The 25932-nt window shown below is 72.9% G+C and carries 17 protein-coding genes and 1 pseudogene; 9 read left to right on the top strand and 9 right to left on the bottom strand.

The features are described 5' to 3' along the window. Positions 1–117 precede the first annotated feature (117 nt). Positions 118–798 (bottom strand): adenosylcobinamide amidohydrolase, encoded by a 681-nt coding sequence (locus tag IO36_RS27550; RefSeq protein WP_037623667.1) that lies wholly within the window; start codon positions 796–798, stop codon positions 118–120. Between the two features lie 245 nt (positions 799–1043). Here IO36_RS27550 and IO36_RS27555 point away from each other — a divergent pair, with 245 nt between their 5' ends. Next, on the top strand, positions 1044–1454 hold the full coding sequence (locus tag IO36_RS27555) for a VOC family protein (protein ID WP_037623668.1): 411 nt from the start codon (positions 1044–1046) through the stop codon (positions 1452–1454). 106 nt (positions 1455–1560) lie between these two features. Here IO36_RS27555 and IO36_RS27560 read toward each other — a convergent pair whose 3' ends face one another. The 3 genes from IO36_RS27560 to IO36_RS27570 all read right to left on the bottom strand — a co-directional run bounded on the left by IO36_RS27560 (position 1561) and on the right by IO36_RS27570 (position 7269). Further along, positions 1561–2685: an ABC transporter substrate-binding protein gene (locus IO36_RS27560; protein ID WP_037623669.1), complete on the bottom strand. Its 1125-nt coding sequence runs from the start codon at positions 2683–2685 to the stop codon at positions 1561–1563. A 154-nt stretch (positions 2686–2839) separates the two neighbouring features. Continuing rightward, positions 2840–6181 carry a TIM-barrel domain-containing protein gene (locus IO36_RS27565; protein ID WP_245173513.1) on the bottom strand — a complete coding sequence of 1114 codons (3342 nt, stop codon included), beginning with the start codon at positions 6179–6181 and terminating at the stop codon, positions 2840–2842. Between the two features lie 344 nt (positions 6182–6525). Continuing rightward, complete coding sequence (locus IO36_RS27570) at positions 6526–7269, bottom strand: TetR/AcrR family transcriptional regulator (protein WP_051900997.1); 744 nt, start codon at positions 7267–7269, stop codon at positions 6526–6528. Positions 7270–7396: 127 nt separating this feature from the next. Here IO36_RS27570 and IO36_RS27575 point away from each other — a divergent pair, with 127 nt between their 5' ends. Continuing rightward, complete coding sequence (locus tag IO36_RS27575) at positions 7397–8620, top strand: saccharopine dehydrogenase family protein (protein ID WP_037623672.1); 1224 nt, start codon at positions 7397–7399, stop codon at positions 8618–8620. A 58-nt stretch (positions 8621–8678) separates the two neighbouring features. Then, positions 8679–9287 (top strand): RNA 2',3'-cyclic phosphodiesterase, encoded by a 609-nt coding sequence (gene thpR, locus IO36_RS27580; protein ID WP_078943467.1) that lies wholly within the window; start codon positions 8679–8681, stop codon positions 9285–9287. A 117-nt stretch (positions 9288–9404) separates the two neighbouring features. Here thpR and IO36_RS27585 read toward each other — a convergent pair whose 3' ends face one another. The 3 genes and pseudogenes from IO36_RS27585 to IO36_RS27595 form a co-directional block, all read right to left on the bottom strand. Beyond that, complete coding sequence (locus IO36_RS27585) at positions 9405–11096, bottom strand: LCP family protein (protein WP_078943468.1); 1692 nt, start codon at positions 11094–11096, stop codon at positions 9405–9407. 417 nt (positions 11097–11513) lie between these two features. Continuing rightward, positions 11514–14315 (bottom strand): annotated as a pseudogene (mgtA, locus tag IO36_RS27590) (magnesium-translocating P-type ATPase); the annotation flags it as partial. Further along, positions 14308–14670, bottom strand: a complete 363-nt coding sequence (locus IO36_RS27595) for an ArsR/SmtB family transcription factor (RefSeq protein WP_037623677.1) — start codon at positions 14668–14670, stop codon at positions 14308–14310. The gene IO36_RS27595 and the pseudogene mgtA, both read right to left, overlap by 8 nt. A 258-nt stretch (positions 14671–14928) precedes the next feature. Here IO36_RS27595 and IO36_RS27600 point away from each other — a divergent pair, with 258 nt between their 5' ends. Then, entirely contained in the window at positions 14929–16035 is a 1107-nt protein-coding gene (locus IO36_RS27600) for a hypothetical protein (RefSeq protein WP_037623678.1), read from the top strand. Between the two features lie 322 nt (positions 16036–16357). Continuing rightward, complete coding sequence (locus IO36_RS27605; protein ID WP_245173515.1) at positions 16358–17629, top strand: serine hydrolase domain-containing protein; 1272 nt, start codon at positions 16358–16360, stop codon at positions 17627–17629. Between the two features lie 102 nt (positions 17630–17731). On the opposite strand, the gene IO36_RS27610 is transcribed toward IO36_RS27605, so the two are convergent. Continuing rightward, positions 17732–18181 carry an NUDIX domain-containing protein gene (locus tag IO36_RS27610; RefSeq protein ID WP_037623679.1) on the bottom strand — a complete coding sequence of 150 codons (450 nt, stop codon included), beginning with the start codon at positions 18179–18181 and terminating at the stop codon, positions 17732–17734. Positions 18182–18310: 129 nt separating this feature from the next. On the opposite strand from IO36_RS27610, the gene IO36_RS47475 reads away from it, so the two are divergent. After that, on the top strand, positions 18311–18466 hold the full coding sequence (locus tag IO36_RS47475; protein ID WP_167347422.1) for a DUF6131 family protein: 156 nt from the start codon (positions 18311–18313) through the stop codon (positions 18464–18466). A 209-nt stretch (positions 18467–18675) separates the two neighbouring features. On the opposite strand, the gene gcvH is transcribed toward IO36_RS47475, so the two are convergent. Then, complete coding sequence (gcvH, locus tag IO36_RS27615) at positions 18676–19059, bottom strand: glycine cleavage system protein GcvH (RefSeq protein WP_037623680.1); 384 nt, start codon at positions 19057–19059, stop codon at positions 18676–18678. Positions 19060–19218: 159 nt separating this feature from the next. Here gcvH and IO36_RS27620 point away from each other — a divergent pair, with 159 nt between their 5' ends. The 3 genes from IO36_RS27620 (at position 19219) to lanKC (ending at position 25808) form a co-directional block, all read left to right on the top strand. Continuing rightward, positions 19219–19914 carry a hypothetical protein gene (locus IO36_RS27620; RefSeq protein ID WP_037623681.1) on the top strand — a complete coding sequence of 232 codons (696 nt, stop codon included), beginning with the start codon at positions 19219–19221 and terminating at the stop codon, positions 19912–19914. Between the two features lie 2 nt (positions 19915–19916). Beyond that, positions 19917–22043 (top strand): HEAT repeat domain-containing protein, encoded by a 2127-nt coding sequence (locus IO36_RS27625; RefSeq protein ID WP_037623682.1) that lies wholly within the window; start codon positions 19917–19919, stop codon positions 22041–22043. Between the two features lie 1074 nt (positions 22044–23117). Continuing rightward, complete coding sequence (lanKC, locus tag IO36_RS27630; RefSeq protein WP_037623683.1) at positions 23118–25808, top strand: class III lanthionine synthetase LanKC; 2691 nt, start codon at positions 23118–23120, stop codon at positions 25806–25808. Positions 25809–25932: the final 124 nt, after the last annotated feature.

Consider the following 25932-nt stretch of genomic DNA (forward strand, 5'->3'; position numbering starts at 1 on the left):
GACGCCCCCAAGGCTCCTGGTGAAGGGGACAGACTCTTTCATTGGTGGAGACATGTCCGGGGGGCGAATGGTTGCAGTGCCGGGGTCGCGTTGCGGCGCGTTCGCCCGGCGGCTCGATCAGGCGTTCGCTGCGGCCCCGCGCACCGCCGCGTGCACGGCCCTGGCGAGGCGGGAACCCCACAGGGAACGCGGCCCGGCGAACGTGTGCGCCTCTTCCCCGGGACCCGGGATCCGCGCGGCGACGCACACCGCGTCGGTGGGCGTGCCGGAGCAGTCGTAGCCGGCTTCCAGCAGGGCCTGGACCTTGGCCTCCGTGGCCGTGGCCACCGCGTTCACCAGCGCCGCGTCGCTCAGCGGTACGGGAACCGCGGCGACGATGTTGATGGTGCCCGGCGCGACGGGGCGGGGTACGGACTCGGCCGGTACCGCGGCCCAGCCGCGCACCCCCAGTCCCGCCGTGGCGAGGGCCTCGGCGCCGCTGTCGTGGCCGACGGCGTACCGCGTGACGTCGGCGGCCGTCATCAACCCGACCCCCGGCCCCTCGGCACCCGCCGCACGGGCCAGTTCGGCGAGGTGCGCGCCCGGGTCGGTGCGCCGGTAGCCGTGGGAGACCTGGGCGTTCAGGACCCAGGCCCGTTCCCCGATGCCACCGCCCAGAACCGCGCTGCTGACCATCCGCCACCCGGCGCCGGCCCGCCAGAACAGGGCGTTCAGCCGCTCTCCGTCCTCCACGCGCGTGAGGGGCCGTACGGGGATGAGACCGGCGACGGGGCGGGGCGGGGGAACGACTGCGGTCACCGGTCGGACTCCTTGCGGGGGCGGGAACCCGATGATCGTACGGCGGGCCCGAACCCGCGCCCGGTCGCTCGGGAGCCGGCCACCGGACCTCGTACGGGGTGGAGCGGGCCCGGCAGCGCGTGATCGCGGGACCGCTGTACGGGGCCGGGAGTTCCCCGGCGCGCGGCGCCGGGCCCGGGTGCCGGGCGGGCGGTCGGGTCGGGGCTAGGGTGCGATGCTGACGAACCATCACGAAAGGATCTTCCGTGGGCAACCGTCTCAACCCCTACATCAGCTTCGCCGGCAATGCCAGGCAGGCCTTGACCTTCTACCGGGGGGTCTTCGGCGGAGAACTGGTGATCCACGAGTTCGGCATGTTCGGTTCCGAGGCGCCCCCCGGATTCGCGGACAAGGTCATGCACGGCATGGTGGAGGCCCCGAACGGCTTCTGTCTCATGGGCGCGGACGTCCCCCCGGGCATGGAACGCCGCGTGGGCAACAACATCTCCGTGAGCCTGAGCGGCGACGACGCCGAACAGCTGCGCGGCTTCTGGGCCAAGCTGTCCGCCGAGGGCACGGTGTCCGTCCCGCTGGAGAAGCAGATGTGGGGCGACACGTTCGGCATGTGCACGGACCAGTTCGGTGTCGACTGGATGGTCAACATCACGAAGTCCTAGGCCTCCGGGGTGTCCGGCCCGGCGGTCGTCCGTCCGGGCCGAGCTCCCTCCCCCGTCGCTCGACCGCCCGGAGCGGGCCTCCTCGGAAGCACCGGCCCCGGACCTCTCATCCGGAGCGGAGGACCCGGAAACGGTCGGGGTCGTCCCGGTCCCGCTCCGCCACCTGGACCGGCGCCCACGCCCATTGCCAGACCCCGATGTCCGGTACCCGGGAGAACCGGATCCGGCCGCGGGTCCCCTCGACGTCGACGCCCGGCCAGGCCGCGGCGATGCGCTCCCGGTCGTCGCCCTCGGTGCGGAGCACGTCGGCGAGCACGGTGATCGCGTCGTAGCCCTCGAAGGCGACGAACGACGGCGGCTGTCCCAGCCGCTCGCGCAGCACCGTCCCGACGCGCGCCCCCAAGGTGTTCAGACGCTCGGGCAGATAGCGCAGGAACGGGACGGCGGCGCCGTCGTCGCCCGACTGTGCGGCCCAGTCCGCGAGTTCCGGCTGTCCGGCCGGGGCGCCGACCAGCGTCCCGGACAGGCGCCCGTCCGCGCGCACCGCCCTGACGATCGACACGGCGGGTTCCGGGTGGCCGACCAGCAGCAGGAGTGCCGTCGCGCGATGGCGGACCAGTGCGTCGCAGACGTCCGCGGGCGTCAGCGCGCGCATGTCGAGTTCGGCGACGGAACCGCCGTGCGGGGCGAGGTGCTCCCGCAGGACGGCGGTCCCGGACGCCCAGTAGACGCTCGGATCCGCCGCCACGGCGATACGGCGGTGCCCCGCGTCGAGCAGGAAGTCCGCGTAGATCCGCCAGCCGCGGGACTGCACCGGGGCGAGGCGTGCGACCCAGCGCGTCGGCCGGTCGGTGAGCGTGTCGAGCACCGCGGACGAGCACAGGAACGGCACGCCGAGGGCGTCGGCCCGGGCGGCGACGGCGCGTGCGACGACGCTGTGGTACTCCCCCGCCAGGGCCGCGACGCCGAGCCGGGCCAGTTCGTCCACGGCCGCCTCGGCCTTCCGCGGATCGGCCGCGGTGTCCCTGACCACCAGTTCCAGGGGCGTTCCGGCGATGCCGCCGGTGTCGTTGACCTCGTGGACGGCCAGCTCCAGTCCGGCGAGCAGATGCCGGCCCGCCTCGGCCCAGCCGGGCCGGGTCAGCGGTGCGAGGGCGCCGATCCGGAGGGACGGTCCGCCGCTCCGCGTCCCCGGGGAGGGCGGGACGGGCGGCGAGGGTGGGGTCTGCATGCGGTGCTGTCTCCCTGTGAACCGTGCGGGCGGTCGTGGTCCCCGGGCCGGCCGCCCTCGACGGCAGGAGCGGGGATCCCGACGGCCGTCGAAGGCGCCCGGTCGCGAAACGGTGTGAAGCGCTCCGCGACCGGGCCCGGGTCGTCCCAGGAGACTAACTCGCCCCCTTCTCCCGGTAGGTGACGGTGATCGGCGTCCGCACGCTGTGCGGCGGGAGCGTGATGGTCAGCACCTTGGAGGCCGCGTCCCAGTGGTACGCCCGCGGGGACAGCCGCTGCCCGGTCGCCGAGACCTCGGCGGGCGCCTGCGCGCCCAGGAGCGCGATCGTCCACCGGCGGCTTCGCACCTGGCCGGTGAAGGAACCCCGCGCCGCCCCGATCGACACCGTGTGCAGCCGCCCCTTGTTCCGGTAGCGGATGGTCGTCGTGGCGCTGCGGCCCTTGTGCCGGGCGGTGGCGCCGTCGTCCTCGTAGAGACGGAACGTCCCCGGCCGGCCCCCGGCGACGGTGAGCGTGACGTCGGTCAGCGGGTTGCGGTCGTTGCCGGTCACGTCGTGGGTACGGGTGGGCAGGATGCCGCCCGCCCTGACGAACACCGGCATCGTGTCCAGACCGGTGGTGACGTCCCGAGTGCCGCCGCCGGTGTAGGTCTCGCCGGTGAAGTAGTTCGTCCACTGGCCGGGCGGGAGCCAGACCGAGGTGGTGGCGGAGGTGCCCGGCGTGGTCACGGGGGCGACCAGGACGTCTGAGCCGTAGAAGTACTCGCTTCCGGCGGTGGCGTAGGCCTGCGGCTCGTCGGGGTACTCCAGGTAGGTGGGCCGGACGATGGGCACGCCGGTGCGGTTCGCCTCCTCGGCGAGGGTGTAGGTGTAAGGCACCAGGTTCTCGCGGAGGTTGAGGAACGTGGCGGCCGACTGCCGTGCCGCGGTGCCGTACTGCCAGGGCAGCCGGTCGCTGTGGTTGCTGTGCAGCCGGTCCACGGGCTGGAACGTGCCGAACTGCACCCAGCGGGCGTACAGGTCGTCGGGGAGTTTGCGCGTGGTGCGGCTCTGCCCGCCCTCGGTGTACTTCTCCGAACCGGTCAGCCCCGTCGTGTCGTTGTGGCCGCCGATGTCATGGGTGATGGCGGCCATGCCGGTCGCGGCGGACTCGCCGGGGGTGTAGCCGACCTCGAACTTCAGCGCGCCCCAGGTCGAGGAGGTGTCGCCGGTGAAGTGGACGGTGCTGCGCTTGTCGGCCCACGGTCCGGTCGGCAGCCCCTGCTGGCCGCTGTACCCGGCCGCCTGCAACGAGCCGTAGGCGCGGGAGAGGACGAAGCCGCGGGCGCCGAGGTTCGCCGAACTGAGCGTTGCGTACTGCTGGTTGATCCAGGCGTCGGGAGTGACGCCCCGCAGCGAGGACTGCGACGCGTCGCAGCACCAGTCGAGCCACCAGAAGTCGTTGCCCTGCCGGTCCATGGTCCGGTGCAGGTCCAGGTACGCCTTGAGCTGGTCGGGGTCCCCGAAGTCGAAGGTGTAGCAGTTGTTCTCGACGGAGGCCCCGGACGCGCAGCCGCCCTTGGTCAGCTTGCCCTTGGCCGTGGCCTGCGCCTGGGCGAACTGGGGGTCGGACGCGAGGATGCTCGGGTGCACGTTGAGCGTGTTGTGCAGTCCCTGCGCGGCGGACCAGTCGAAGAAGCCCTGGGGGTCGGGAAATTTCGCCGGGTCCATCTCCCAGCCGCTCCAGGTGTTCACGGCCTTGAAGTCCGTGTCGGTCACCAGGACGTCCAGCGGGACGCCTTCGGAGCGGAACGCCGGGAGGATCGTGTTCCGGTAGTCCGCGGCGGTGCGGTCGATGTACTCCGAGTACCAGACGCCGTAGGCCCATTGCGGCAGCAGTGCGGGCGGGCCGGTCAGGGTGGCGAGATCGGTCAGCCCCCGTTTGTAGTCGTGCCCGTAGCCGAAGACGTAGCCGTCCTGGTAGGGCGTGCCGCCGTGGTCGGGGCGGGGTGTCGCCGTGTGCGCGGTGGCGTCGTAGACCGCGGACGTGGTGTCGTCGAGGAGGTACCAGCCGTCCCGGTTGAGCAGGCCTGGCGTGGTGGGGACGGAACTCTCGTTGCCGGTCACGCCGTCGAGGCCGCGGCGGTAGCCGCCGAGCGCGAGGTGGGGCGGGGGCGCGGCCGCGTCGGGGGCGGCGAGGGACACGGTGTCCGCGTTGACGTGGCAGCTCGCCGTGCCGGGGCAGCCGAGGGTGATGTCGTTCGCGCCCGCGGTCAGGGTGACGGGCAGCGAGGCGGTCTGCCAGTCGTCCCAGTCGCTCGTCGCGGGGAAGGACAGGGTGCTGTCGGTGCCGCCGGCGGTGACGGTGGCGGTGCGCTGCTGGTGCAGTCCGTCGCCGCCGACGCCGTTGGCGTACCGCACCCGCAGGGTGTAGACGCCGTCGGCGGGAACGCCGACCACATGGGTCGTCAGGCTCGATCCCTGGTGCAGGTCGCCGACGAAACCGCTGCCCGCGTATCCCTTGTGGTCGGTGGCGGCGACCGCCGTTCCTCCGATGCGTCCGGCTTCCGCCTCGCAGCTCGTGGCGTACGCGCAGTCCGGGATCGCGGTGCTGGAGACGGGCGGGTACGGGTCGCCGGGCCGGACGAGGGCGACGCTGTCGACGTTGACGTCACCGGAGTCCGAGGCCGTCCGGGTGAGGGCGACGGTGTGGTGGCCCGCGCCGAGGGCGACGTCCGCCGAGGTGACGTTCCAGGTGTCCCAGTTCGCCGTGACCGGCATCGACACCGTCTGCGGTGCTCCGCCGTCCACGGTGAGTGTGAGGGTGCGGGTGCGGGTCTGGCCGTCGCCGCCGCGGGAGTTGGCGTAGCGCAGGGCGAACCGGTAGGTCCCGCCGTCCTTGACATCGATGTCAGCGGTCGCCGAACTGCCGGTGCCCTCGAAGCCCGCGGCGAATCCGCTCCCGGTGTGCCCCGCGTGGTCGGAGGCCACGGAGGCCCCGTCGAGACGCAGGCTCTCCGCCTCGCACAGCGCGCCGAGCGTGCAGGTCGGACGCTGCCAGGGTGCCGACGTCACCGGGGTGGTGCCCGCCGTCGACCGCAGGGAGAAGTTCTGGGCGGTGAAGGGACCCGAGTCGACCTTGTAGCGCAGGCTCATCGCGCTGGTCCTTATCGTGAGCCAGCCGTCGGCCGTCGAGGTGCTGTAGGGGGCCGGCGCGAACGCGTCGCGACCGATGGCGTTGAAGGTCGGCTCGTCGGTGAACCGTCCGTCGCCCGCGTACTCGGTGCGGATCACTGTGGGCGAGAGGATCTCGAAGCGGGCGCCGCCCGACGTGACGGTGGGAACGCGTGCGTCACGCGCGGCATCGTGCGACGGCCGGCCGGCGGCTGTCAGTGTCGTGGTGGCGGTCACGGCGAGGACGGCGGCGACACTCGCCCGCCGCCGTAAGGACGTCTGCCGTCGCTTCTTCGAACCCATGGACGCCCTGGTCGCCCCGGACGCCTCTGGCGCGGTCGTCATACGCAACATCCGTTCTGCTCTCAGCAGGGGACGCGCCCCTGCGCCGGACGAGATCCGGAGTTGCCTTGCCGCGCGCGGGCAGTGGTCGGGCTGCGGCATCCTCCGGCGGTGCGGCGGTGCGGCGGTGCGGCGGTGCGGCGGTGCGGCGGTGCGGCGGTGCGGCGGTGCGGCGGTGCGGCGGTGCGGCGGTGCAGGGTCGAACGGTCCGCGGCCCGTGTCGCAGGAGATCAACCCTGGGAATCAGAGCACGTCGGCTCGCGCGGTGTCCATATGCCCGACCTCGGTGTTCTTGCGGCCAGGGCGTTGGCATAAGCCCTCTGGCGGGGGTGCGCGGAGCCCGCGCATCAGGGGTTCGGCGCGCTCCCCGTGCCGGGGGTGCGACGCGCGCGGGCCCACGCCAGTTGCTCCGCCGCGCTGTTCAGCAGGGTGTCGAGGACGACGGGGTAGGCGCTGTGGTTCATCCGCCCGGCCAGGAGCCGGGCGGTGGCCGCGATGTGCGGGTGGGTGTCGGCGGGCAGTTCGGCGTACGTGGACCGCCACATCTCCTCGTCCGCCACCCGGGCCTGCTCCGTCAGCGCCAGCGACCCGGCGTCCAGGGCCGCGAAGGCCAGGGTGAGGTCGATGAACGCGTGATAGACGACGACCGCGTCCACGTCCGGGAAGCCCGCGCCGCGCAGGATGCCGAGGATCGTCTCGTCCACGGCGATCTCCCGCGGCCGGCCGGTGACCCGGCTGGCGGTCAGGACGGCCGCCTGGGGGTCGGCGAGGTAGGAGGCGTGGATGGCCCGGCCCAGCGCGCGCAGATCGGAGCGCCACTCCCCCGTGGCCGTCCAGGTGTCCAGCGCCCGGCCCATCAGCTCCTCGCCGATCGCCCTGGTCAGGTCGTCCAGTCCGGCGAAGTACCGGTAGAGGGTGCTGGGATCGGCACCCAGGGCGGTGCCCAGCCTGCGGGCCGTCAGCCCGGTGCCGCCGTGCTCCCGGAGCATCCGCAGCGCCGTCCGCACGATCAGCTTCTCGGACAGCACCGTGCCCTGCCGGGTCGGCCGGCGTCTGCGCCGTTCCGTCTCCGCCACCACCTGCTTCGCCATGCCGAGCCCTCCCTGCTCCCGACGCGCCGAGCGCCCTTATGCCAACATGATTGACCTTAACCCGGGACATCCCGTTGCATCGATCCGGCCAGGAGGCACGCGTCTCCGGCGACGAAAGGTGTGTGACATGCGAGTACTTCTCGTGGGCGCGGGCGGCGTGGGGACCGCCGTCACCCGGATCGCGGCCCGGCGCGGATTCCTGACCCACATGGTCGTCGCGGACTACGACCTCGCCCGCGCCGAGGCGGCCGTCGCGGCGCTGAAGGACCACGGGGAACGGTTCACCGCGATCCGCCTGGACGCCACCGACGAGGCCGCGGTGCGCCGGGCACTCACCGAGTACGAGTGCGACGTGCTGCTCAACGCGACCGACCCGCGGTTCGTGATGCCGCTGTTCGACGCGGCCCGCGCCGCGGGCACCCACTATCTCGACATGGCGATGTCCCTGTCCGCCCCGCACGCCACCCGCCCCCACGAGGAGTGCGGGGTCAAGCTGGGCGACGCCCAGTTCGAGCAGGCCGGGGCCTGGGAGGAGTCGGGGCGGCTGGCCCTGGTCGGCATGGGGGTGGAGCCGGGCCTCTCGGACGTCTTCGCCCGGTACGCGGCGGACGAACTCTTCGACGAGATCGAGGAGATCGGTGTCCGCGACGGCGCGAATCTGATGGTCGAGGGCTACGACTTCGCCCCCTCCTTCAGCATCTGGACGACCATCGAGGAGTGCCTCAATCCCCCGGTGGTCTACGAGAAGGACCGCGGCTGGTTCACCACCGCACCCTTCAGCGAACCCGAGGTCTTCGACTTCCCCGAGGGCATCGGCCCGGTGGAGTGCGTCAACGTGGAGCACGAGGAGGTGCTGCTCATCCCCCGCTGGGTGGAGGCCCGCCGCGTGACGTTCAAGTACGGCCTCGGCGACGACTTCATCGCCAAGCTCAAGACCCTCCACGAGCTGGGCCTGGACTCCACACGGAAGGTCACCGTCCCCTCGGCGGACGGACCCGTCGAGGTGTCCCCGCGCGACGTGGTCGCCGCCTGTCTGCCCGACCCGGCCACCCTGGGCGACCGCATGACCGGCAAGACCTGCGCGGGCACCTGGGTCAAGGGCACCAAGGACGGCGCGCCCCGCGAGGTGTACCTGTACCACGTGGTCGACAACCAGTGGTCGATGCGCGAGTACGGATCCCAGGCCGTGGTGTGGCAGACGGCGCTGAACCCCGTCGTCGCCCTCGAACTCATCGCGAGCGGAGCCTGGTCGGCGAGCGGCGTCCTCGGCCCGGAGGCCCTGCCGCCCCGCCCCTTCCTCGACCTGCTCGGCGAGTACGGGTCGCCGTGGGGGATGCGCGAGGAGGGCTGACGCCCGGGCGTGGCCCACGGCACACGGCGAGGGCGTCGGCACCGGCGGAAGGTGCGGTATGAAGTGTGCTGTGCATGATCAGACCCGCCCCGAGACCGTCCGCGTGTTCATCGCCCTCGCCCCGCCCGACCACGCGAAGGAGGAGCTGGCCCGGGAGCTGCGCCCCGCCTACGGCACCCACCCGCACCTGCGCTGGAACCGCATCGAGGACTGGCACATCACCCTGGCGTTCCTCGGGGAACTGCCGGTCGCGACGGTTCCGCTGCTGCGTCCGCCGCTCGCCGCCCTCGCGGCGGGGAGCCGGCCCCCGTCGCTGGCGCTGCGCGGCAGCGGGGAGTTCGACGACCGGGTGCTGTGGAGCGGGATCGACGGGGATCTCGACGCCCTGCACACGCTGGCCGCGGATGTCCGTACCACCGTCAAGGACTGCGGGGTCGTCCTGGAGGAGCGGCCGTTCCGGCCCCATCTGACGCTGGCCCGCGCCCGTCGGGGAGACCGGTCCTCGGCGCACGAGATCGCCGAGGGGCTCGCCGGGTTCTCCGGGCTGCCCTGGCCCGCCGAGAAGCTGCATCTGGTCGGCAGCAACGCCGGGCGCAGCAGCGGTCCCATCCACTACCGCGACATCGAGGCGTGGCCCCTCGGCGACGGGAAACCGACGGGCCCCTGAGGCACTTGGCCGGGGGTGGGGGACCGACTCCGGTCGATCACCTTCGCCTAGGGGCCCCCACGCCGGCCCGCCAGTGCCGAGGGTGACACGCACCCCCCGGGCCGGCGGCCGGCCGCGTCACTCGTCGGAGTCGGGCTTCCCGCGCGCCGCCGCGTAAGCCTGAGCCGGCGTCATCGGGACGCCGTTGAGGCTGACCGTCCTGTACGGGCTGACGTTGGCGCACTTCTTCGCCTCGGCGGTGGAGGCGTGGGCGTCGGCCACCGCCGCCTTGCCGTCGTCCTGGCCGGACGACGAACCACCGGGGTAGGTGCTGCCGCTGGGCCAGTCGCTGCCGACCACCAGCACCAGGCCCGCGCCGGTGCCCTGCTTCAGATGCGAGGCGGGCAGCCCCAGGGCCTTGGCCGCCGTCTGGGCCGCGCCCTTCTCGCCGGCCCCGTAGGTGAGGGTCGTCGTAGTGGCCGAACTCGGGGCGTTGGCCGTGGTCGTCCGCGGGCTGAAGCCCTTCTGTGTGAGCGCGGCGGCGACCCCGGAGGCGCGGCCGGTGATGCCCGTACCGTTCTCCACCGTCACGGCGACCTCGGAGGCGGGCACGGCCGAGGCGCTGGGCTTCTTGGTCGCGTCGGCCGCGGCGGACTTCTTGCCGGATCCGGTGGTCAGCGACTTGTCGTCGGCTATCGTCGCGAACAGGCTCTTCGCGCCCTCGCCCACGACCACCCGGTTCTTGTCGGCCGGGTCGGGCGCCGTCTGCATCGTCGTGAAGGTCATCCGCTTCGACGGAACCTTGTCCAGGTCCGAGGCGAGTCCGATCAGCTTCTTGACGGTGCCCAGGCCCTCGTCGACCGTCAGCGCCTTGGTGGCGGCGTCCGCGAGGTGGTAGACGGCGCTCGGGTCGGTGAGCGTGCCCGCGCTCTTGAACTTGCGGATCATCGCGCCGAGGAAGATGTGCTGGGAGACGGTGCGGCCCAGGTCGCTGCCGTCGCCGAAGCCGTGCCGGGACCGGACGAACTCCAGGGCGCCGACGCCCTTGAGGGTGTGATCGCCCTTGGACAGCTTCAGGTGCGAGTAGGTGTCGTACACGTCGTTGTCGACGCACACGTCGACGCCACCGACGGCGTCCGACATCTTGACCACGCCGGAGAAGTCGAGCTTGACGAAGTGGCTGATCGGAATGCCGGTGAGCTGGTGGACCGTCGCCACCTGGCAGGCCGGGCCGTACTGCAGGGCGCTGTTGATCTGGCCGTAGTAGCCGGTCGTCGACTGTCCGGACTCGCTGTCCTTGCAGGCCGGGACACGGGTCATGGTGTCGCGCGGGATGCTCATCACGGTGGCGTTGGAACGGTCGGCGGAGACGTGCACGACCATCTCGACGTCGGCGTTGCTGCCGGTCTGCACCCCGGTGTGGGAGCAGCCGCCGCCGAGCTTGCAGTCGGCCTTGTTCGTCCGGCCGTCCGAGCCCATGACCAGGATGTCGATCGGGGTGCGGCCGAAGGCGTCCGCCTTCTCCGTGCCGCCCTTGCCGTCGAGCGGGAGGCTGTCGATGTTGCCGTTCAGGTGCTCGTAGAACCAGTAGCCGACACCCGCCGTGCCGAGCACCAGGATCGCGAGACACATCCCGGCGATCCGCAGGACCCGCCTGCCGCGCCCCGCCCGCCGTCCCCGTCTGCCGCCGTGCGAGGGGGCGGCCCCTCTGGACGCGGACCGTCCTCCCGGAAGGGGGATCTCGTCCGGTTCCGGCGCGCGCTGTCCGGGAACCCGGGAGGTCCGGCGGCGGGTCGTCTGGCCACCCGAGCCGTCCCAGGGGTCGCTCATCTCCCACTCCCAATGAACTGTCGGGCCCGTCGGACCCGGTCCGTCGGTACGGCGGCCGGGCGGGTGCTGCTGCGGTGCACGGGCGGATGAAGCGGGCGTCTACATGAGTTGCACAGTTGCGCAATCTAACAAATCAATGGCCGGAGCAGCAGGGCTGCCCGGTCGATTCACGGGTGAGGCATGTCATGGAACCCGTGGGGCGCGTGGTGGATCGGTCTCCTGAGGAGACGAGTGACCGGGCCGTTCAGTTCCGTGGATCCCCTGCCCCGGGCGTATGTCACGCCTCTCACCGGTCACCGCGGGGCGGCTGTCACGCCTCTCACCGGTCACCTCGGGGCGTATGTCCCGCCTCTCACCGGTCGCCCGGGCCCACCCGTCGTCCGCCCCGTCCGCCGCCGCCGCGCGGCGGCGGACGCGGCGGGTCCTGACCGCCAGGAGACCTCCGGCGTAGGCCGACAGGACCGCACCCAGCAGCGGGTAGGACACCGCGGGCGGTGCGGCGAGCCCGAGCACCGGTCCCAGCGGGGAGAAGGGCAGCGCCAGGCCGACGGCGGCCAGGGAGGTCGCGGCCCACACGACCGGGCCGGGCCGGCGGGAGAGCGCGGGACGGCGGCCCACGCTCAGCACCACCATCACCGCGGCCTGGGTGAGCAGGTTCTCGGTGAACCAGCCTCCGTGGAACACCGCCTCGCCGTTCCCGCTCCCCGGTCCGTGCGAGTCGGGCGCGAGGATGCCGAAGGTGGCGAGGTCGGCGACGGCGTTGAGGACCCCGAAGCCGGTGATGAAGCGCAGCAGCCTCCGCGGGTCCAGGACCGTGGGGCGGTCCGGCACGCGGGGGTGGGGACGGTGGCGGGCGAAGGCGAGCTGGGCCGCGTCGAAGCACAGGTTCTGCGTCAGGACCTGTGCCGGGAGCATCGGCAGGAAGGGCAGCAGAAGTCCGGCGCAGAGCATCGCGAGGACGTTGCCGAGGTTGGACGACAGGGTGACCCGCAGATAGGTGGCGATGTTGTCGCCGGCGCGCCTGCCCGCGTCGACCGCGTGGGCCACGGCGCCGAGGTCCTTCTCGGCGAGCACCAGGTCGGCGGCGTCCCGGACGACGTCGGCGGCGCCGCGCGGGGCGATGCCGACGTCGGCGGTACGCAGGGCGGGCAGGTCGTTGACGCCGTCGCCGAGGAAACCGACGGTGTGCCCGGCACCTCGCAGGGCCTCGGTGATCCGGGCCTTGTGGTCCGGGGTGCAGCGCGCGAAGACGGTCGTACGGGCGGACGCCCCGACGAGTTCGTCGGCGGTCAGCGCGTCCACGTCCTCGGCGGTGAGCACGGCACCTTCGGCGACCGGCACGCCCAGGTCGAGGCACGCGCGGACCGCCGTCCCCGGGTGGTCGCCGGTGAGGACCTTGACCTCGACGCCCCGGTCGGTGAGGCCCTTGAGGGCGTCGGCGGCGGTCGGCGCGAGCACGTCGCGCAGGGTGATCAGCCCCAGGAAGGCGAGGCCGCGGACATCGGCCGGGGTGTACGGGCGTCCGCGCGCCGCCCGCTGCGCCGTGGCGACCGCCAGGACACGCGCCCCGGTCCCGGCGTGCCGGGCGGCCAGGGCGAGCAGCCGTTCCCTCTCGTCGTCCCCGAGCGCGCAGCGTGCGAGGACCGAGGCGACGTCTCCCTTGACGGCCAGGGTGTGGGTGCCGAGCCGGCCGGGGGTGCGGACCACGGCGGTGGCGTGGCGCCGGTCCGGGGCGAAGGGCACGGCGGCGACACCGTCGTACGCCGTCAGCTCGTCCTCGTCGGCCGCGTCGAGGATCGCCTCGTCGAGCGCGTCGGGCCGGGGCAGGTCGCCGAGTTGGAGCGTCCACCAGGCGCTCACGGCGGCCCAGTGCAGGACCCCGGGGTCGTCCCGGCCGTCCGGGCCGAGGGCACGGTCGACGACCGGCCGGTCCTGGGTGAGGGTGCCGGTCTTGTCGACGCACAGGACGTCGACGGCACCGAGGTCGTGCAGGGCGGGCAGTCGTCTGACGATGACGCCGTGCGCGCGGGCGAGCGGTGCGGCTCCGCGGGCCAGACAGAGCGTGACGAGGACCGGCAGCATCTCGGGGGTGAGGCCGACCGCCACCGCCACCGCGAACGGCAGGGTCTCCAGCCCGCGTCCGCGCAGGGCCGCGTTCGCCATCAGCACCAGCGGCGGGGTCAGCAGCATGAACCGGATCAGGAACCAGGAGATGCCGTGGACGGAACGGTCGAAGGCACTCGTCCGGGGCCTGGAGGAGGTGCGGTCGTGGGCCTCGGCGAACCGGGTCAGCGCGCCGGTCGCGATGACGACCGCCGTGGCGCTGCCGGAGACGATGCTGCTGCCCTGGAAGCACAGGTGCGGCGGGTCGAAGACCCCGCCGCCGGCGGCCCCGGCCGGGGCGTGGGCGGTTCCGGGGAGGTCGTCGGGGGTCTTGGGCAGGTGGGCGGCGGTCTTGGTGAGGTTGGTGGCGGTCCCTGGCAGGCCGTCGGAGATCTTGGTCAGGTCGGCGGCGATTCCGGCCAGGTCGGCGGCGGTCCCGGGCAAGCCGTCAAAGGTCCTGGTCGGGTCGGCGGCGGTTTCGGGCAGGTCGTCGGCGAACTTGGCGACGGGTGCGGACTCGCCGGTCAGCGCTGCCTGATGCACGGTCAGGCCGACGGAGCGCAGCAGCCGGACGTCCGCGGGGACCAAGTCGCCGGGGCCGAGCCGGATGACGTCGCCGGGCACCAGGGCGTCCACGGGTATCTCGCGGGCCGCCGGGGCCGCCCGCTCGTCGGGCCGGCGGACGACGGTGGCGGTCGCGGCGACGAGCTCGCGCAACGCGGCCGTGGACCGGTCGGCCCGGTGCTCCCCCGAGGCCCGCAGGGCGCAGCTCACCAGGACGAGCAGAAGGATCACCGAGGCGGTGCCCCAGGCGGTGACGGCCGCCGAGACCAGGCCGAGGCAGGCGAGCACCGCGGTGAACGGGTCCCGCAGGCTGCGGACGAACAGGCGGGTCCAGGAACTCTCGCGCCGGGTGGGACCGCGGTTCTCGCCCGACCGGGCCGCCCGCTCCTCCGCCTCGGTCTCGGTCAGGCCGCGCGGGCCGCTGCCGAGCCGGCGCAGGACCTCGAGGACCGTCGGCGCGGTGTGCCCGGGCGGGACGTCGGCGGCCGGCGCGCGGCCCGGCGAAGTGGGTGTCCCCCTGCCCTCGTTCCAGGCGGCGTTGGCCTCAGCCACCGGTCCGGTGTCCCTCGCGCACGGGCGCGAGGGCGGGCCGCGAGCGCGCGGTGAGCTGCCCGACCATCACCCGCACCACGGTGACGATGTCGGGGTCGTCGACGTAGTAGACCTGACGTCGGCCCTCGCGGCGGGAGCGCACGAGTCCGGCGAGCTTCAGTTTGGCCAGGTGCTGGCTGACCGCCGGCAGGGCGCCGCCGACGCGGTCGGCGAGATGCGTGACGTCGCACTCGCCCTGCGAGAGCGCCCACATCAGGTGCAGCCGGGCCGAGGAGGCGAGGAGTCCGAACGCGGCGGCCGCCTCGGCGAGAACCTCGGCGGACGGATCCTCGAAACCACCGGTCGTCCCGGTCACAGCCCTCTCCCGCCCGTCCACGGCCTCACTCGTGCGCCGAACCAGTGTAGGGGGCCCGGAGCGCGCGCCTCCGGTCCACCGTGGAGGTCCTGCCTCCCGCACCGGGGGCGGACCCGGCGCACGAAACCACCACCGTGACGGACCACCACCCCGGGGGTCGGAATGGTGGTGGGCGATGCCCGGCCGGACGAGCGGAAAACCGCTGGGCAAGCCGTCGGTGACCTGCCATGATGCCGCCGTCGATCAGACGGAGGGCATTTGTTCGTTTTCGTGTGTGCTGGATGCGGTGCCGAGCTGACCGTGCCGTTGTCCCGGGTCACGCTGCCCGCCCACGCCCGTCAGCAGTACGGGAACGGCCTCCAGTTGCCGGTGCTCATGGAACCGGGCACCTTCGCCGTGGACCCGGAACCCTGGGGTCCGCCGTGGCGCACATGGGAGGAGGTCGGTCCGGAGGTGGCGGCCGCCCGAGGCGTGTACGCGCCGGTCCCGTATCTCTCCGACGCCCCGCCGGGAGCCGTCGTCATGGCACCGGGCGACACGCGCGGCACGGTGCTGCTTCCCGAGCGAGCCGGCGGGTACTGCTGCGGTCTCGGCCCGGGCGACGGCCCCAACATGGCGTGCGAGGGCTGCGGTCTGCCGGTGGCGACCCGCGTCGACGACTGCTCGCTCTGGCAGGCGGTGTGGCTCGCCCGGGACGCCGTACACCGTCTCCCCGTCGACGGCACCCGTACCGCGCCGCTGTCCTGGGAGGAGCTGCCGACCGAGGGAAGGGCCATGCCTCCGTTCGAGCCGAGGGGCCGGTGGGGGTTCAGCCCGGAGCGGCAGGACGGTTCCTCGTGGAGCCCGCGGTGGGAGGCGGCGGCCGGCCAGGCGCTCGCCCATCTGCTGGCGGCCTCGGAGGGCGGACCGGTGAGCGTCCCGCACGGTCTGGCGGAAGTCGTCTTCCAACGCTCCCTCGACCTCCTGCTGCCCACGGGCCCGCCGCCGCGCCGCGCCGTCCTCGCCGGGCCCGGACTGCCCGCCTTTGAGGGTGACGCCCCCATCCTCCTCGTGCCCGCTCATCCGGAGACGGGCCGGACGTGGACCCCGGACGGCGGGGCCGCCTCGGCGTCGTGCGTGCCGCTGCCGTTCGGGGTTTGGCTGTGGCTGGTCTCCCCCGAGCGGTACCTGCCCGCGCCCGCGTCGGGCGCCCTGCCCGAGGGCGTGCTCCGTGACGACCCGCCACCGGCGCCGCCGGACCGCCTCTTCCGCGCGGACCCGGGAGTGTTCGGGCAGACCCTGGCCCGGTTGCCGGCGGTCCGAAGTCCCTGGCTGCGGACGATCCACGAGAACCTCTCGCCGTATCTGCGGGCCCGTATCTTCTAGACCTCGGAGCGCACGCGGCTCGCCTCCAGCGGGGTCGGGGTCAGGATCGGCATCGGTTTCGGCCACACGGGAGTCGGCGGCGGCTTCGATGGCCCCGGGCTCTGATGCGCGGACCCCTCTCCTCACCGTCGTACGAGAGTTGGGCCGGGCAGCCGGGCAGCCGGGCAGCCGGGCAGCCGGGCAGCCGGGCAGCCGGGCAGCCGGGCAGCCGGGCAGCCGGGCAGCCGGGCGAAAACGCCCACCGGTGGCGCAACAGCACGGCGTCGCCGGTGCCGGAGGGTATCCCTGGGGACGTCGATCCACTGGACGAAACGGACCCACCATGCCGACCCGGCTCCCCCGCTCCCTCGTACGCCACCGACGCACCCCCGCGCCGCTGCGGCGGCGTTCCCGGCTCACCGTCCTGCTCTCCGCCACGCTGCTGGCCCTGACTCCCGTCGCACCGGCCCTGGCGACATCCGCCGGCCCGGGTGAAGTCCACCGCCCGAAGGACGGCGCCCCGCCCTTCGCCAAGACCCTGACGCCCGATCTGATCGCGGAGATGCAGCGCCTGCGCATCCCCGGCGCTGTGGTCTCGATCCGCACCCCGCAGTGGGGCACCTGGACCAAGGCGCTCGGGACCGAGTCGCTCAAGACCGGCAAGCCGATCTCGGCCGGCGGGCACTTCCGGGTCGGCAGCATCACCAAGACCTGGACCGCCACGGTGATCCTGGAACTTGTCGACCAGGGCCGGGTCAAGCTGGACGCTCCGGTGTCGCGCTACCTGCGCGGTGTGCCGAACGGGCGTCACATCACCGTCCGCCAACTGCTCCAGATGACCAGCGGCCTCTACAACTACAGCGAGGACCTGCACTTCAACCAGGTCCTCGACGACCGTCCCGAGAAGCAGTGGACACCCCAGGAACTGCTGGCGATCGCCTTCCGGCACCAGCCGTACTTCCCGCCCGGGCAGGGCTGGCACTACTCCAACACCAACTACGTGCTCCTCGGACTCATCGCCGAGAAGCTCACCCATCGGCCGCTCCAGTCGCTGATGCGCGACCGCGTCTTCCGCCCGGTCGGCATGTCGCACACCAACCTGGCCACCGACACGGCGTTCCCCAGGCCCCATCCGCGCGGCTACCAGTTCATCAGCAACGTGGACAGCCTCACCGCGCCGGTGCTCACCGGGAAGGACGCCGCCTGGGCCGACTGGTCGGCGGGCAACCCGATGGACGTCACCGACGTGAACCCCTCATGGGCGTGGGCGGCCGGCGCCGGCATCTCCACGCTGGACGACCTGCTCCGCTGGGGTCCGGCGCTCGCCGACGGGAAGCTCCTCAGCCCGCGGACCCAGCGTCAGCGGCTGACGTTCGTCCCGACCTCCGACGTACCGGGGACCCCCACGTACGGCCTGGGGATCGTCAACTTCTCCGGCTTCCTCGGCCATGACGGCCAGATCCCCGGCTACAACAGCTTCGTGGGCTACGACCCGAAGCGGAAGGCGACCGTCGTCGTCCTGGTCAACCTCAACCAGTCGCCCGACGGCACCGCGCCCTCCGACCAGTTGACGAAGCTCATCCTCTCCGAGGTGTTCGGCGTCCAGCAGCCCTGAAGTACGGGCACCACGACGGGGCCGGGCCGCCGACACGGCCCGGCCCCGTCCGGTTTCCCGCTCGCGGCGACCGCCGTTGTGCCCGCCGTGGGGCGGGTGCCCTCACAGTCCGTCAAGTCCCGCCAGCAACCGCGGCCAGGTGGAGGCGAATCCCGGGTGCAGCCGCAGCGAGGCGAACTCGGCGGGGGCGCACCACCGGTAGGCGGCCCCCTCGCCGTCGCCACGGCGCGGGGAGAACGGTTCGGCGAGGTCCGCGACGACGGTGTGATAGGCCCATCCGCCGTGGTCGTCGACGAAGGTGTGGACGGGGCGCAGGGCCGGAACGCCGCCCAGTTCCTCCGCGAACTCCCGGCGGGCCCCGTCCCAGGGGCTCTCACCGGCATGCAGTGCGCCTCCCGGAACGCTCCAGGTGCGGCCGTGGTGCACCCGCCACGAGCGACGCTGGAGCAGGAACCGGCCCTCCCGGCGCAGGAGAAGTCCCGCCGCCCCGTGGGGTCCCCAATGGCGGCATCCCCGCCGGTCCCTCACATATCCGCGACCGCTGTCGGCCATGCCGCCTCCTTCGTCCTGCGCGCCGGGGCCCTCCGAACGGCGCGTCACCCGTGTTTATCCCGCGCGACAAAGGAAACGCGGCAGGGGTAGGGACGCCCGCAGACGACGTCCCGCCCACCGGAGGACGCCATGATCATCCTCGGAGTCATCCTTCTTGTCATCGGCCTCATCGCGGGCATCGGAATCCTGTGGACCATCGGGATCATCCTGGTCGCGATCGGCGTCCTGCTGTGGATCCTGGGCGCGGTCGGCCGCGAGGTCGGCGGACGACGTCACTATTACTAGTCCACGACCGACGGATCGCACCTGCTGGTCCGTGTCCGACGGATCGCGCGATCGAGCCATGTTCCGCGTGACCGGTGACACGAAACGCCCTGTGGGGCCCGGCACCGCCGGGCCCCGGGCGTGTGCCGCGGTCCGGGCCGCCGGGCCCCGCCGCCCGTCCGGCTCGGCGCTCCGTGCCGGGCAGCGCCGGACACGCCGTCGCCGAGGCGTCAGCCCTCGATCAGCTTCCTGTATTCGGCCGCCGAGAGCAGCTTGACGGTGGATCCGCCGGCCTGCGGCTTGATCTTGAACAGCCAGGCTCCGTAGGGATCGTCGTTCACGTCCTCGGGCGACTCGGCGAGGTCCTCGTTCACCGCCGTCATCTCGCCGCTCACCGGAACGAAGACCTCGGAGGCCGCCTTGACCGACTCGATGGTGCCCCCGGCGTCACCGGCGTCGACGTTCTTGCCCCGCAGGGGCAGATCCACGAACACGACGTCCCCGAGCTGCTTCTGGGCATGGTCGGTGATGCCGACTGTCACCGTCCCGTCCGCCTCGCGGCGCACCCACTCGTGGTCGTCCGTGTATTTGAGCTCTTCCGGAACGACTGGCATGACGTCCTCCTTCACAACGTAATGTGATCACTCGGTGGCACAGTGCCACGTCAGGGCGCGCGACGAGGGATTCCACGCGGGCGGGCCGCCGAAGGATGGACAGTGTGCCCCGGGACCCAGCCGTCCGGCAGGACCGTGTTGCTGACATGATCCGGACGCATGACCCCGAAACCCTCCGACGACCTCGCCGGCACCTTCGCACGTCTGGGCGGCGCGGACGACGGACCGGTGTGGAGCGCGCTGTGGGACGACCTCTGCCATCAGGAGTCCGTCTACGACGACAGCTTCCTCGCCCTCCCCTATCTGGCGGCCATCGCCGACGGCCGCGCCCCCGGCGCCCCGGCGGACGCCGTCCTGATGGCTGGTCTCGTCATGTCGGCCGCCGACGACGAACGCACCGCCCGCTACGCCGACGAGGTCGCGGTCCTCCTCCCGACGGCCCGCCGCCTGCTCGACACCGAGGGCGGCGACGCCTCGACGTTCCTCTACTACCTCCAGTGCGTGCTCGCTTTCGAGGGGGACCGGGTGTGGAGCGCGGGGCGCTTGGAGGGCCTGCGCGAGCAGGAGTACGAGATCGAGTGCCCGAGCTGCTGGTCGGATCTGTTCATCGTCTTCGGCGACGACGGCGCCTTCGCCTCGGCCGGCGACCCCGTGACGGTCGACGATCCGCCCAAGGCCGCGCTGTTTCCCGCCGATCCGGCCGCCCTGGCTCCCCTCCCGGCGCGTCTGCACCGCACCGCGACCCGAGCCGGACACGAGGACGTCGCCCGCGGCCTCACGTATCTCTTCGGCCGGGCCACCTGCCCGGACTGCGGCGACGTGTTCGCGGTCTCGGACCGGGTCGAGGCGTGCTGAGCATGGGCGACCCGACCGCGCGCATCGAAGCCGTGGACTGGACGGTCCTCAACCATGCCTACGGGACGGCCGAGGACGTTCCCGAGATGCTGCGGAACCTCCACCACCCCGAGAAAGCCGCCGACGCGGCCGACGATCTGCTGACCCACGTCCACCATCAGGGAGGCGGTGTGTACTCGTCGGCGCCCGCCGTACTCCCCCACGTGGTCGCCGCCGCCGCGGACCCGGCCGTCGCCGCGGACGTCCGGGGCGACCTCTTCCACCTCGTCAGATCCCTGGCCCACTCGGGGAACACCGCCCTCCCGCGCTTCGTCACCCCCGACTGGCCGACGGCCTGGGAACGGGCGGTCCCGGATCTCCTGCCGCTGCTCGACGACCCGGTGGCGGAGCATCGCACGGCGGTGGCGCACTGCCTCGCCGAGGCCCATGTCCGGGCCGACGAGGTGATCGTCGCCCTGCGGGCGCGCTGGGAGGCCGAGCCGGAACCGGCGATACGGCTCCGCCTCGTCGACGCGGTCGGCTCGCTGGTCACGCGCTCGAGCGAACAGCGCGAAGCAACCCTCGGATGGCTGCGGACACTCAGGGACGGCACCGAGCCGTCCGTACGACTGGCCGCGGTGCAGGCACTGCGCCGGGCGCGGCCGGAGTCGTCGGCCGCGTCGGCGACCACGTCGGCACCGGCGCACGCAGCCTCATCCGCACCGGCGTCCGTGACCTCGTCGGAGTCGACTTCGGCATCGACTTCGGCATCGGCATCGGCATCGGCATCGGCATCTGACCACCCTGCCGACCCTGCGGACGGCCGGACCGTGTCCGAAGTCCTGTTCGGCAGCGATCCGGACGTCTGGCGGCCGGGCGGCAGGATCAAGGGGAACGTCATCTGGGCGGTCGGTCTGCTGGGATACGACCGGACCGGCCGGACCGACGTGATCGGCAGGCTGCTCGGACACCGGGATCCCGAGGTGCGCGCCGGTGCGCTGCAGGTGGCCGCCCAGGAACTGGGCCGTCGGCGCTCCGCCGTCACCGATCTGCTGCCGGACGTGGCCCGGTCGCTCTCCGATCCCGAACCGGAGAACAGGGTGTTCGCCACTCGGATCCTCGGCATGTGCGGGTACGCCTCCCGGCCCTGGGCGGACGCGCTGGCCGCCATGGTGAGCGAGCCGGGCGAGGCCCACGCACCCGCCCGGTCCCACGCCTTGTGGGCACTGTCCCGTCTCGGTGACGCTCGATGCGTGCCGGCGCTGGCCCGCTGTCTGGCCGAGGCGGATCCCGGGTTCGCGTTCCACGGGACCCATGCCGACGGCTGGTGGACGTACCGGCTGGACCTGGTCGAGGTCGCCGGGGGTCTCGGCGCCCACGCCGACGTGCTGCTGCCCCCGCTGCGGGCACGCCTCGCGGCCGCCGCCGGACTCGACGAACGCCGCGGACTCTGCCAGGTGCTGACGGAGTGGGGCCCCGCGGCGGCTCCCGCGATCCCGGATCTCCTCGCCCTCCTCGACACGGATGCCGCGGTCTGGGCCCTGGACGCGCTGGCCGCGATCGGGCCGGCCGCGGCGAGGGCCGTACCGGCCGAGCGACTGCGCGCCCTGCTCGACGATCCGCCCGCCGGCCAGCGGTTCGCGCCCCGTGCCCTGGCGCTCGCCCACGGCCGGCTGACCGGCGACCGGGAGCCCGCGCTGCGGCTGGTCCTGCCCGAACTGGACGAGCCGTACGGTCAGGAGGCCGCCGCCGCACTGCTCGCGGAACTGGGCCCGACGGCTGCCCAGTACGCCGGGCGGCTGCGCGAACTCCTGCCCCGGCGCACCCAGGGCTGGCTGCCGCTGCGGGTCGGCGAGGCCCTGTGGCGGATCACCGGACGGACCGACGAGGTCGTTCCGGCGCTCGTCCGGGCGATCAGCCCGTTCGCCGAACAGGGCGGCGCCCATCGGGCCGTCATCGAAACGGTGAAGCTGCTCGCGGAGATCGGTGCGGACGCCGCCCCCGCGGAGTCGGTACTGAGGGCGTTCCTCGACGCCGACGAACGGCCCGTCGAGCACGGCAGCTGGCGCTCCGTCCCGCTGGACGACGAGCTGTGCGAAGCGGCTCGTGCCGCGCTGCTCGCCATCGCGGCGCGGGACGGTGCCGTCTGACGGCGCCCTGCTCTGGTCGGCAGGCCTGATCCGGCCCGGCCGAGCCCAGCCCAGCCGGGCCGGGCCGGCTCTGGCCGGCGGGCCTGGATCGGCCCTGCTCGGCCCAGCCCAGCTCGGCCCGCTCGGCCCCGCCCGGCTCAACTCGGCTCGGCCCGCCTGGCCAAGACAACAAGAAACCCCGTCCCGCACATCGCGGGACAGGGCTTCGTCAGAGCGCCGGGCAGGCCTTGCACCTGCATTTCCCCGCAGGAAGCGGGGCGTCTTTCCTTGGACCACCAACGCATCACCAACCGGAGCGACTTCCTCCGACCGGCTCTGAGGAAATAGTAGCGCACAGATGTACGGGCGATGAACCGCACCTGAGCGGGAAACCGGCCGCCACGGCCTCGGTCGGCCGGCGGTACCCGGGAATTCGGCGACCCGCTCGCACGCGAGGCCACCGGAACCGCGCGGAGCGACGCCGTCCGGCGACCGCGTCACCGAGCTCGCGGAGGATTCCGAGCGGTCCGATGGAACATTTCCCGCGCCCTCTACCGGTACGACAAATCCATCGCTCCTGTACGGACCGCGCGCCCGGGTCAAAGCCGTGAGCGCCCCGCATCCGGCATATGCCGTTTTAATCGCGCCACCAGGGCCCAATTGACCAGCGTCCCCGACGCGGCTCACCCCCATGGAACGACCTGGTCAGAGGCTCGGGTGGGCGGCCCCCGCCGTCGTCGCGCCCGTGACGGCGCGGCGCCCCCGTCCCGTCCGGTGATCCGGTGTGCGCCTGGGCGCTGTCGACGCTTCGCGGCCGCGTCATCACGCCGGGGCGAATATCTTCAGAAAAGACTTCTTTCGCGCCGTTGTGGTCGAAGTATCGCTTTCCCAATACTTCGAGTGGCCGGGGACTTCCCCACGGCTCCCGGCCACCACCCCCACGGTGCGCAGCCCGCCCCGCTTCCCGGGCCCGGCGCACCCCACCACTCCCCCCACACTCCCCACTCCCCACTCTCCGCCGGCTGCTGGCCGGCCGGATCATCGCCTCCCTTCGCTGTGCCGCCTGCACACGTCCCTGCCCTGAGGAGAAGTCCGATGGACAACCGGTACGAGGCCTACGCCTACGCAGACCCGATCTTCTACGACTCCCCCCGGCGCTGGGGCGCACAGGAGGAGTTCGCGGCCGTCACCCGGCCCCTGCCCGACGGTTGGGAGCGGGGCGACCTGGAGATCTGGGCGGTCGTGCGCCCCACGGACGTCCAACTGCCCTCGCAGGGCTGGAAGATCCATGTGTCCTCGTGCGCCGAGGACGCCGAAGCGGTGCTGGAACAGGTCTACGACTACTGTCTGCGCGAACGCGTCACGTTCAAGTTCCTGCGCGGGATGCCCATCCTGCAGATGCAGAACTCGAAATACTCCCCGCGCGGTTCGAGCGGAAAGTTCTGCACGCTCTACCCGTTGGGCGACGGCGAGTTACTGCGATGTCTGGAGGAGCTCGGCCCCCTGCTCGCCGGCCGGCGCGGCCCGTACATCCTCAGCGACCTGCGCTGGGGGGAGGGTCCACTGTTCCTGCGCTACGGGGGATTCGCCGAGCGCCACTGCCAGAACGACGCAGGTCAGCGGGTGCTCGCCCTCGAGGACCCGGAGGGCCGGCTGGTCCCCGACGTCCGCGGGGCCGGTTTCTCGGTCCCCGACTGGGCCCCCGTCCCTCCGTTCGTCCGGGCGGCCATCGCCGAACGCGACGCCCCTCAGGCGGCCACGCTGCCGTACACCGTCGAGCGGGTCCTGCACTTCTCCAACGCGGGCGGCGTCTACCTGGGGCGCAAGGACGCGGACAGTCCGCAGGTGGTGCTGAAGGAGGCCCGCCCGCACGCCGGTCTCGACCAGCGCGGCGTCGACGCCGTCACCCGGCTGCGTCAGGAACACGACATGCTGGCCCGGCTGGCCGGCTCCCCCGGGGTCCCGGAGCTGCACGAGCTGCTCACCGTGTGGGAACACCACTTCCTGGTGCAGGAGTTCGTCGAGGGACAGTCCCTGAGCGAGTGGCTGACCGCGAAGTACCCGCTCATCCATCCGGACGCCGACGACGGGGCGGTCGCCGAGTACACCCGCGAAGCGATCGCGATCGTGGACCGGATCGAGCACGTCCTGAAAGCGATGCACGCCCGTGGGGTCGTCTTCGGAGACCTGCACCCCCGCAACCTGATCATCCGGCCGGGCGGTGACATCTGCTTCATCGACTTCGAACTCGCCAGCCCCGTCGACGCGTTCGTCCGGCCGGCCCTCGGGGCCGCGGGCTTCACCGCGCCCAGGGGATACACCGGACCCGAGATCGACCTGTACGGACTCGCCGCGATCCGGCTGTGGTTGTTCCTGCCGCTGGCCCAACTGCCCACCCTGGACGCGGGCAAGGGCATCGAGCTCGCCGACGTCATCGAGAGCCGGTTCCCCGTGCCGCCCGGATACACCGCCGAGATCCGCCGCATGCTGGCCCCCTCCCCCGACGACGGCCGCACCCCGAGGCCCGAACTGGGCCTGCGCAGGGCCGAGACACAGGCGCTGCTCAGCGGGCCGGGCGCCGACTGGCCGGCGATCCGTGACTCGCTCGCTGCGGGCATCGGGGCCATGGCCACCCCCGATCGCGACGACCGGCTCTTCCCCGGCGACATCGCCCAGTTCACCCAGGGCAGTCTGGGCCTGGCCCATGGAGCGGCCGGGGTCCTCTACGCCCTGCACGTCACGGGGGCCGGCACGGACGCGGACCATGTGCGGTGGCTCGTCGACGCGGCCCGTACCCGTCCGGTCCGGCCCGGTCTCTACACCGGCGGACACGGAGTGGCGTACACCCTCGATCTCCTCGGCGAACGGGACGCCGCGCTGGCCCTGTTGGAACGGCTCGCCCCGGAGGACGCCGACAGTCCGCCGGGCCCGGATCTCTCCTCGGGCCGTGCCGGAATCGCGCTCACCCTGGCCCACTTCGCCGCCGTCATGGACGACCGGGACCTGCTCGACACCGCCCTCGCGCACGCCCGGACCGCGGCCGACGAGCTGGAGAAGGAGGGCCCGTCGAGCGGGCGCCGCAAGGCGGGCCTGATGGCCGGGGCCTCCGGCGCGGCCATCGCCCTGGTCCGGCTCTACGAGCAGACCGGCGACCACGGACTCCTCGAACGGGCCCAGACGCTCCTCGAACTGGACCTCGAGCGGTGTGTGACCGCGGCGGACGGCACCGTGCAGGTTCTCGACGAGTACCGGGTGCTCCCGTACATCGAGACCGGCAGCGTCGGCATCGGGCTGGCCCTGGACGCCCTGCTCGTCCATCACCCCGCGAGCCCCACCGCCCGCTTCCGGGCACCGATCAGCCGCGCCGCCGAACCCGAGTTCATCATCCAGCCCGGTCTGTTCAACGGCCGCGCGGGACTCCTCGGTTACCTCGCGCTGACCCGGCCCCGCCCCTGCCCTCCGGGTACCGGGCACTCCCCGCGCCCCCGGACTCCGGAGGACGTGGAGGCGGCCGCCCACCGGCAGACCGCACTGGACCGTCACCGCAGGCTCCTGGCCCTCCACCAGATCTCCTACCAGGGCCATCTCGCCTTCCCCGGTGACCAGTTGCTGCGGCTGTCCGCGGACCTGGCGACCGGCTCCGCCGGAGTGCTCCTGGCCCTGGGCACCGCCCTGGCCGGCACCCCGTTCCTCCCCTGGACCGGCACCACCGGAGCCGCACGGCCCGGTGCCGCGGCGGACACCGGCCGGCTCCGGCCCGCGCCGGCCGCGGCCGGGCACGCCTGACCAGTCACGCCAAGTCGCAACGCGCTCAGCCGAGTTGCGCACCACAGACTCCCGGCCGCCCGGCCGGGTGATCCACCCGTCAGTGAAATGAAGGAGAAACGCCATGATGATCCTCGACCTGCAG

Source organism: Streptomyces aureus (assembly GCF_000725495.1).
Lineage (GTDB): Bacteria > Actinomycetota > Actinomycetes > Streptomycetales > Streptomycetaceae > Streptomyces > Streptomyces aureus_B.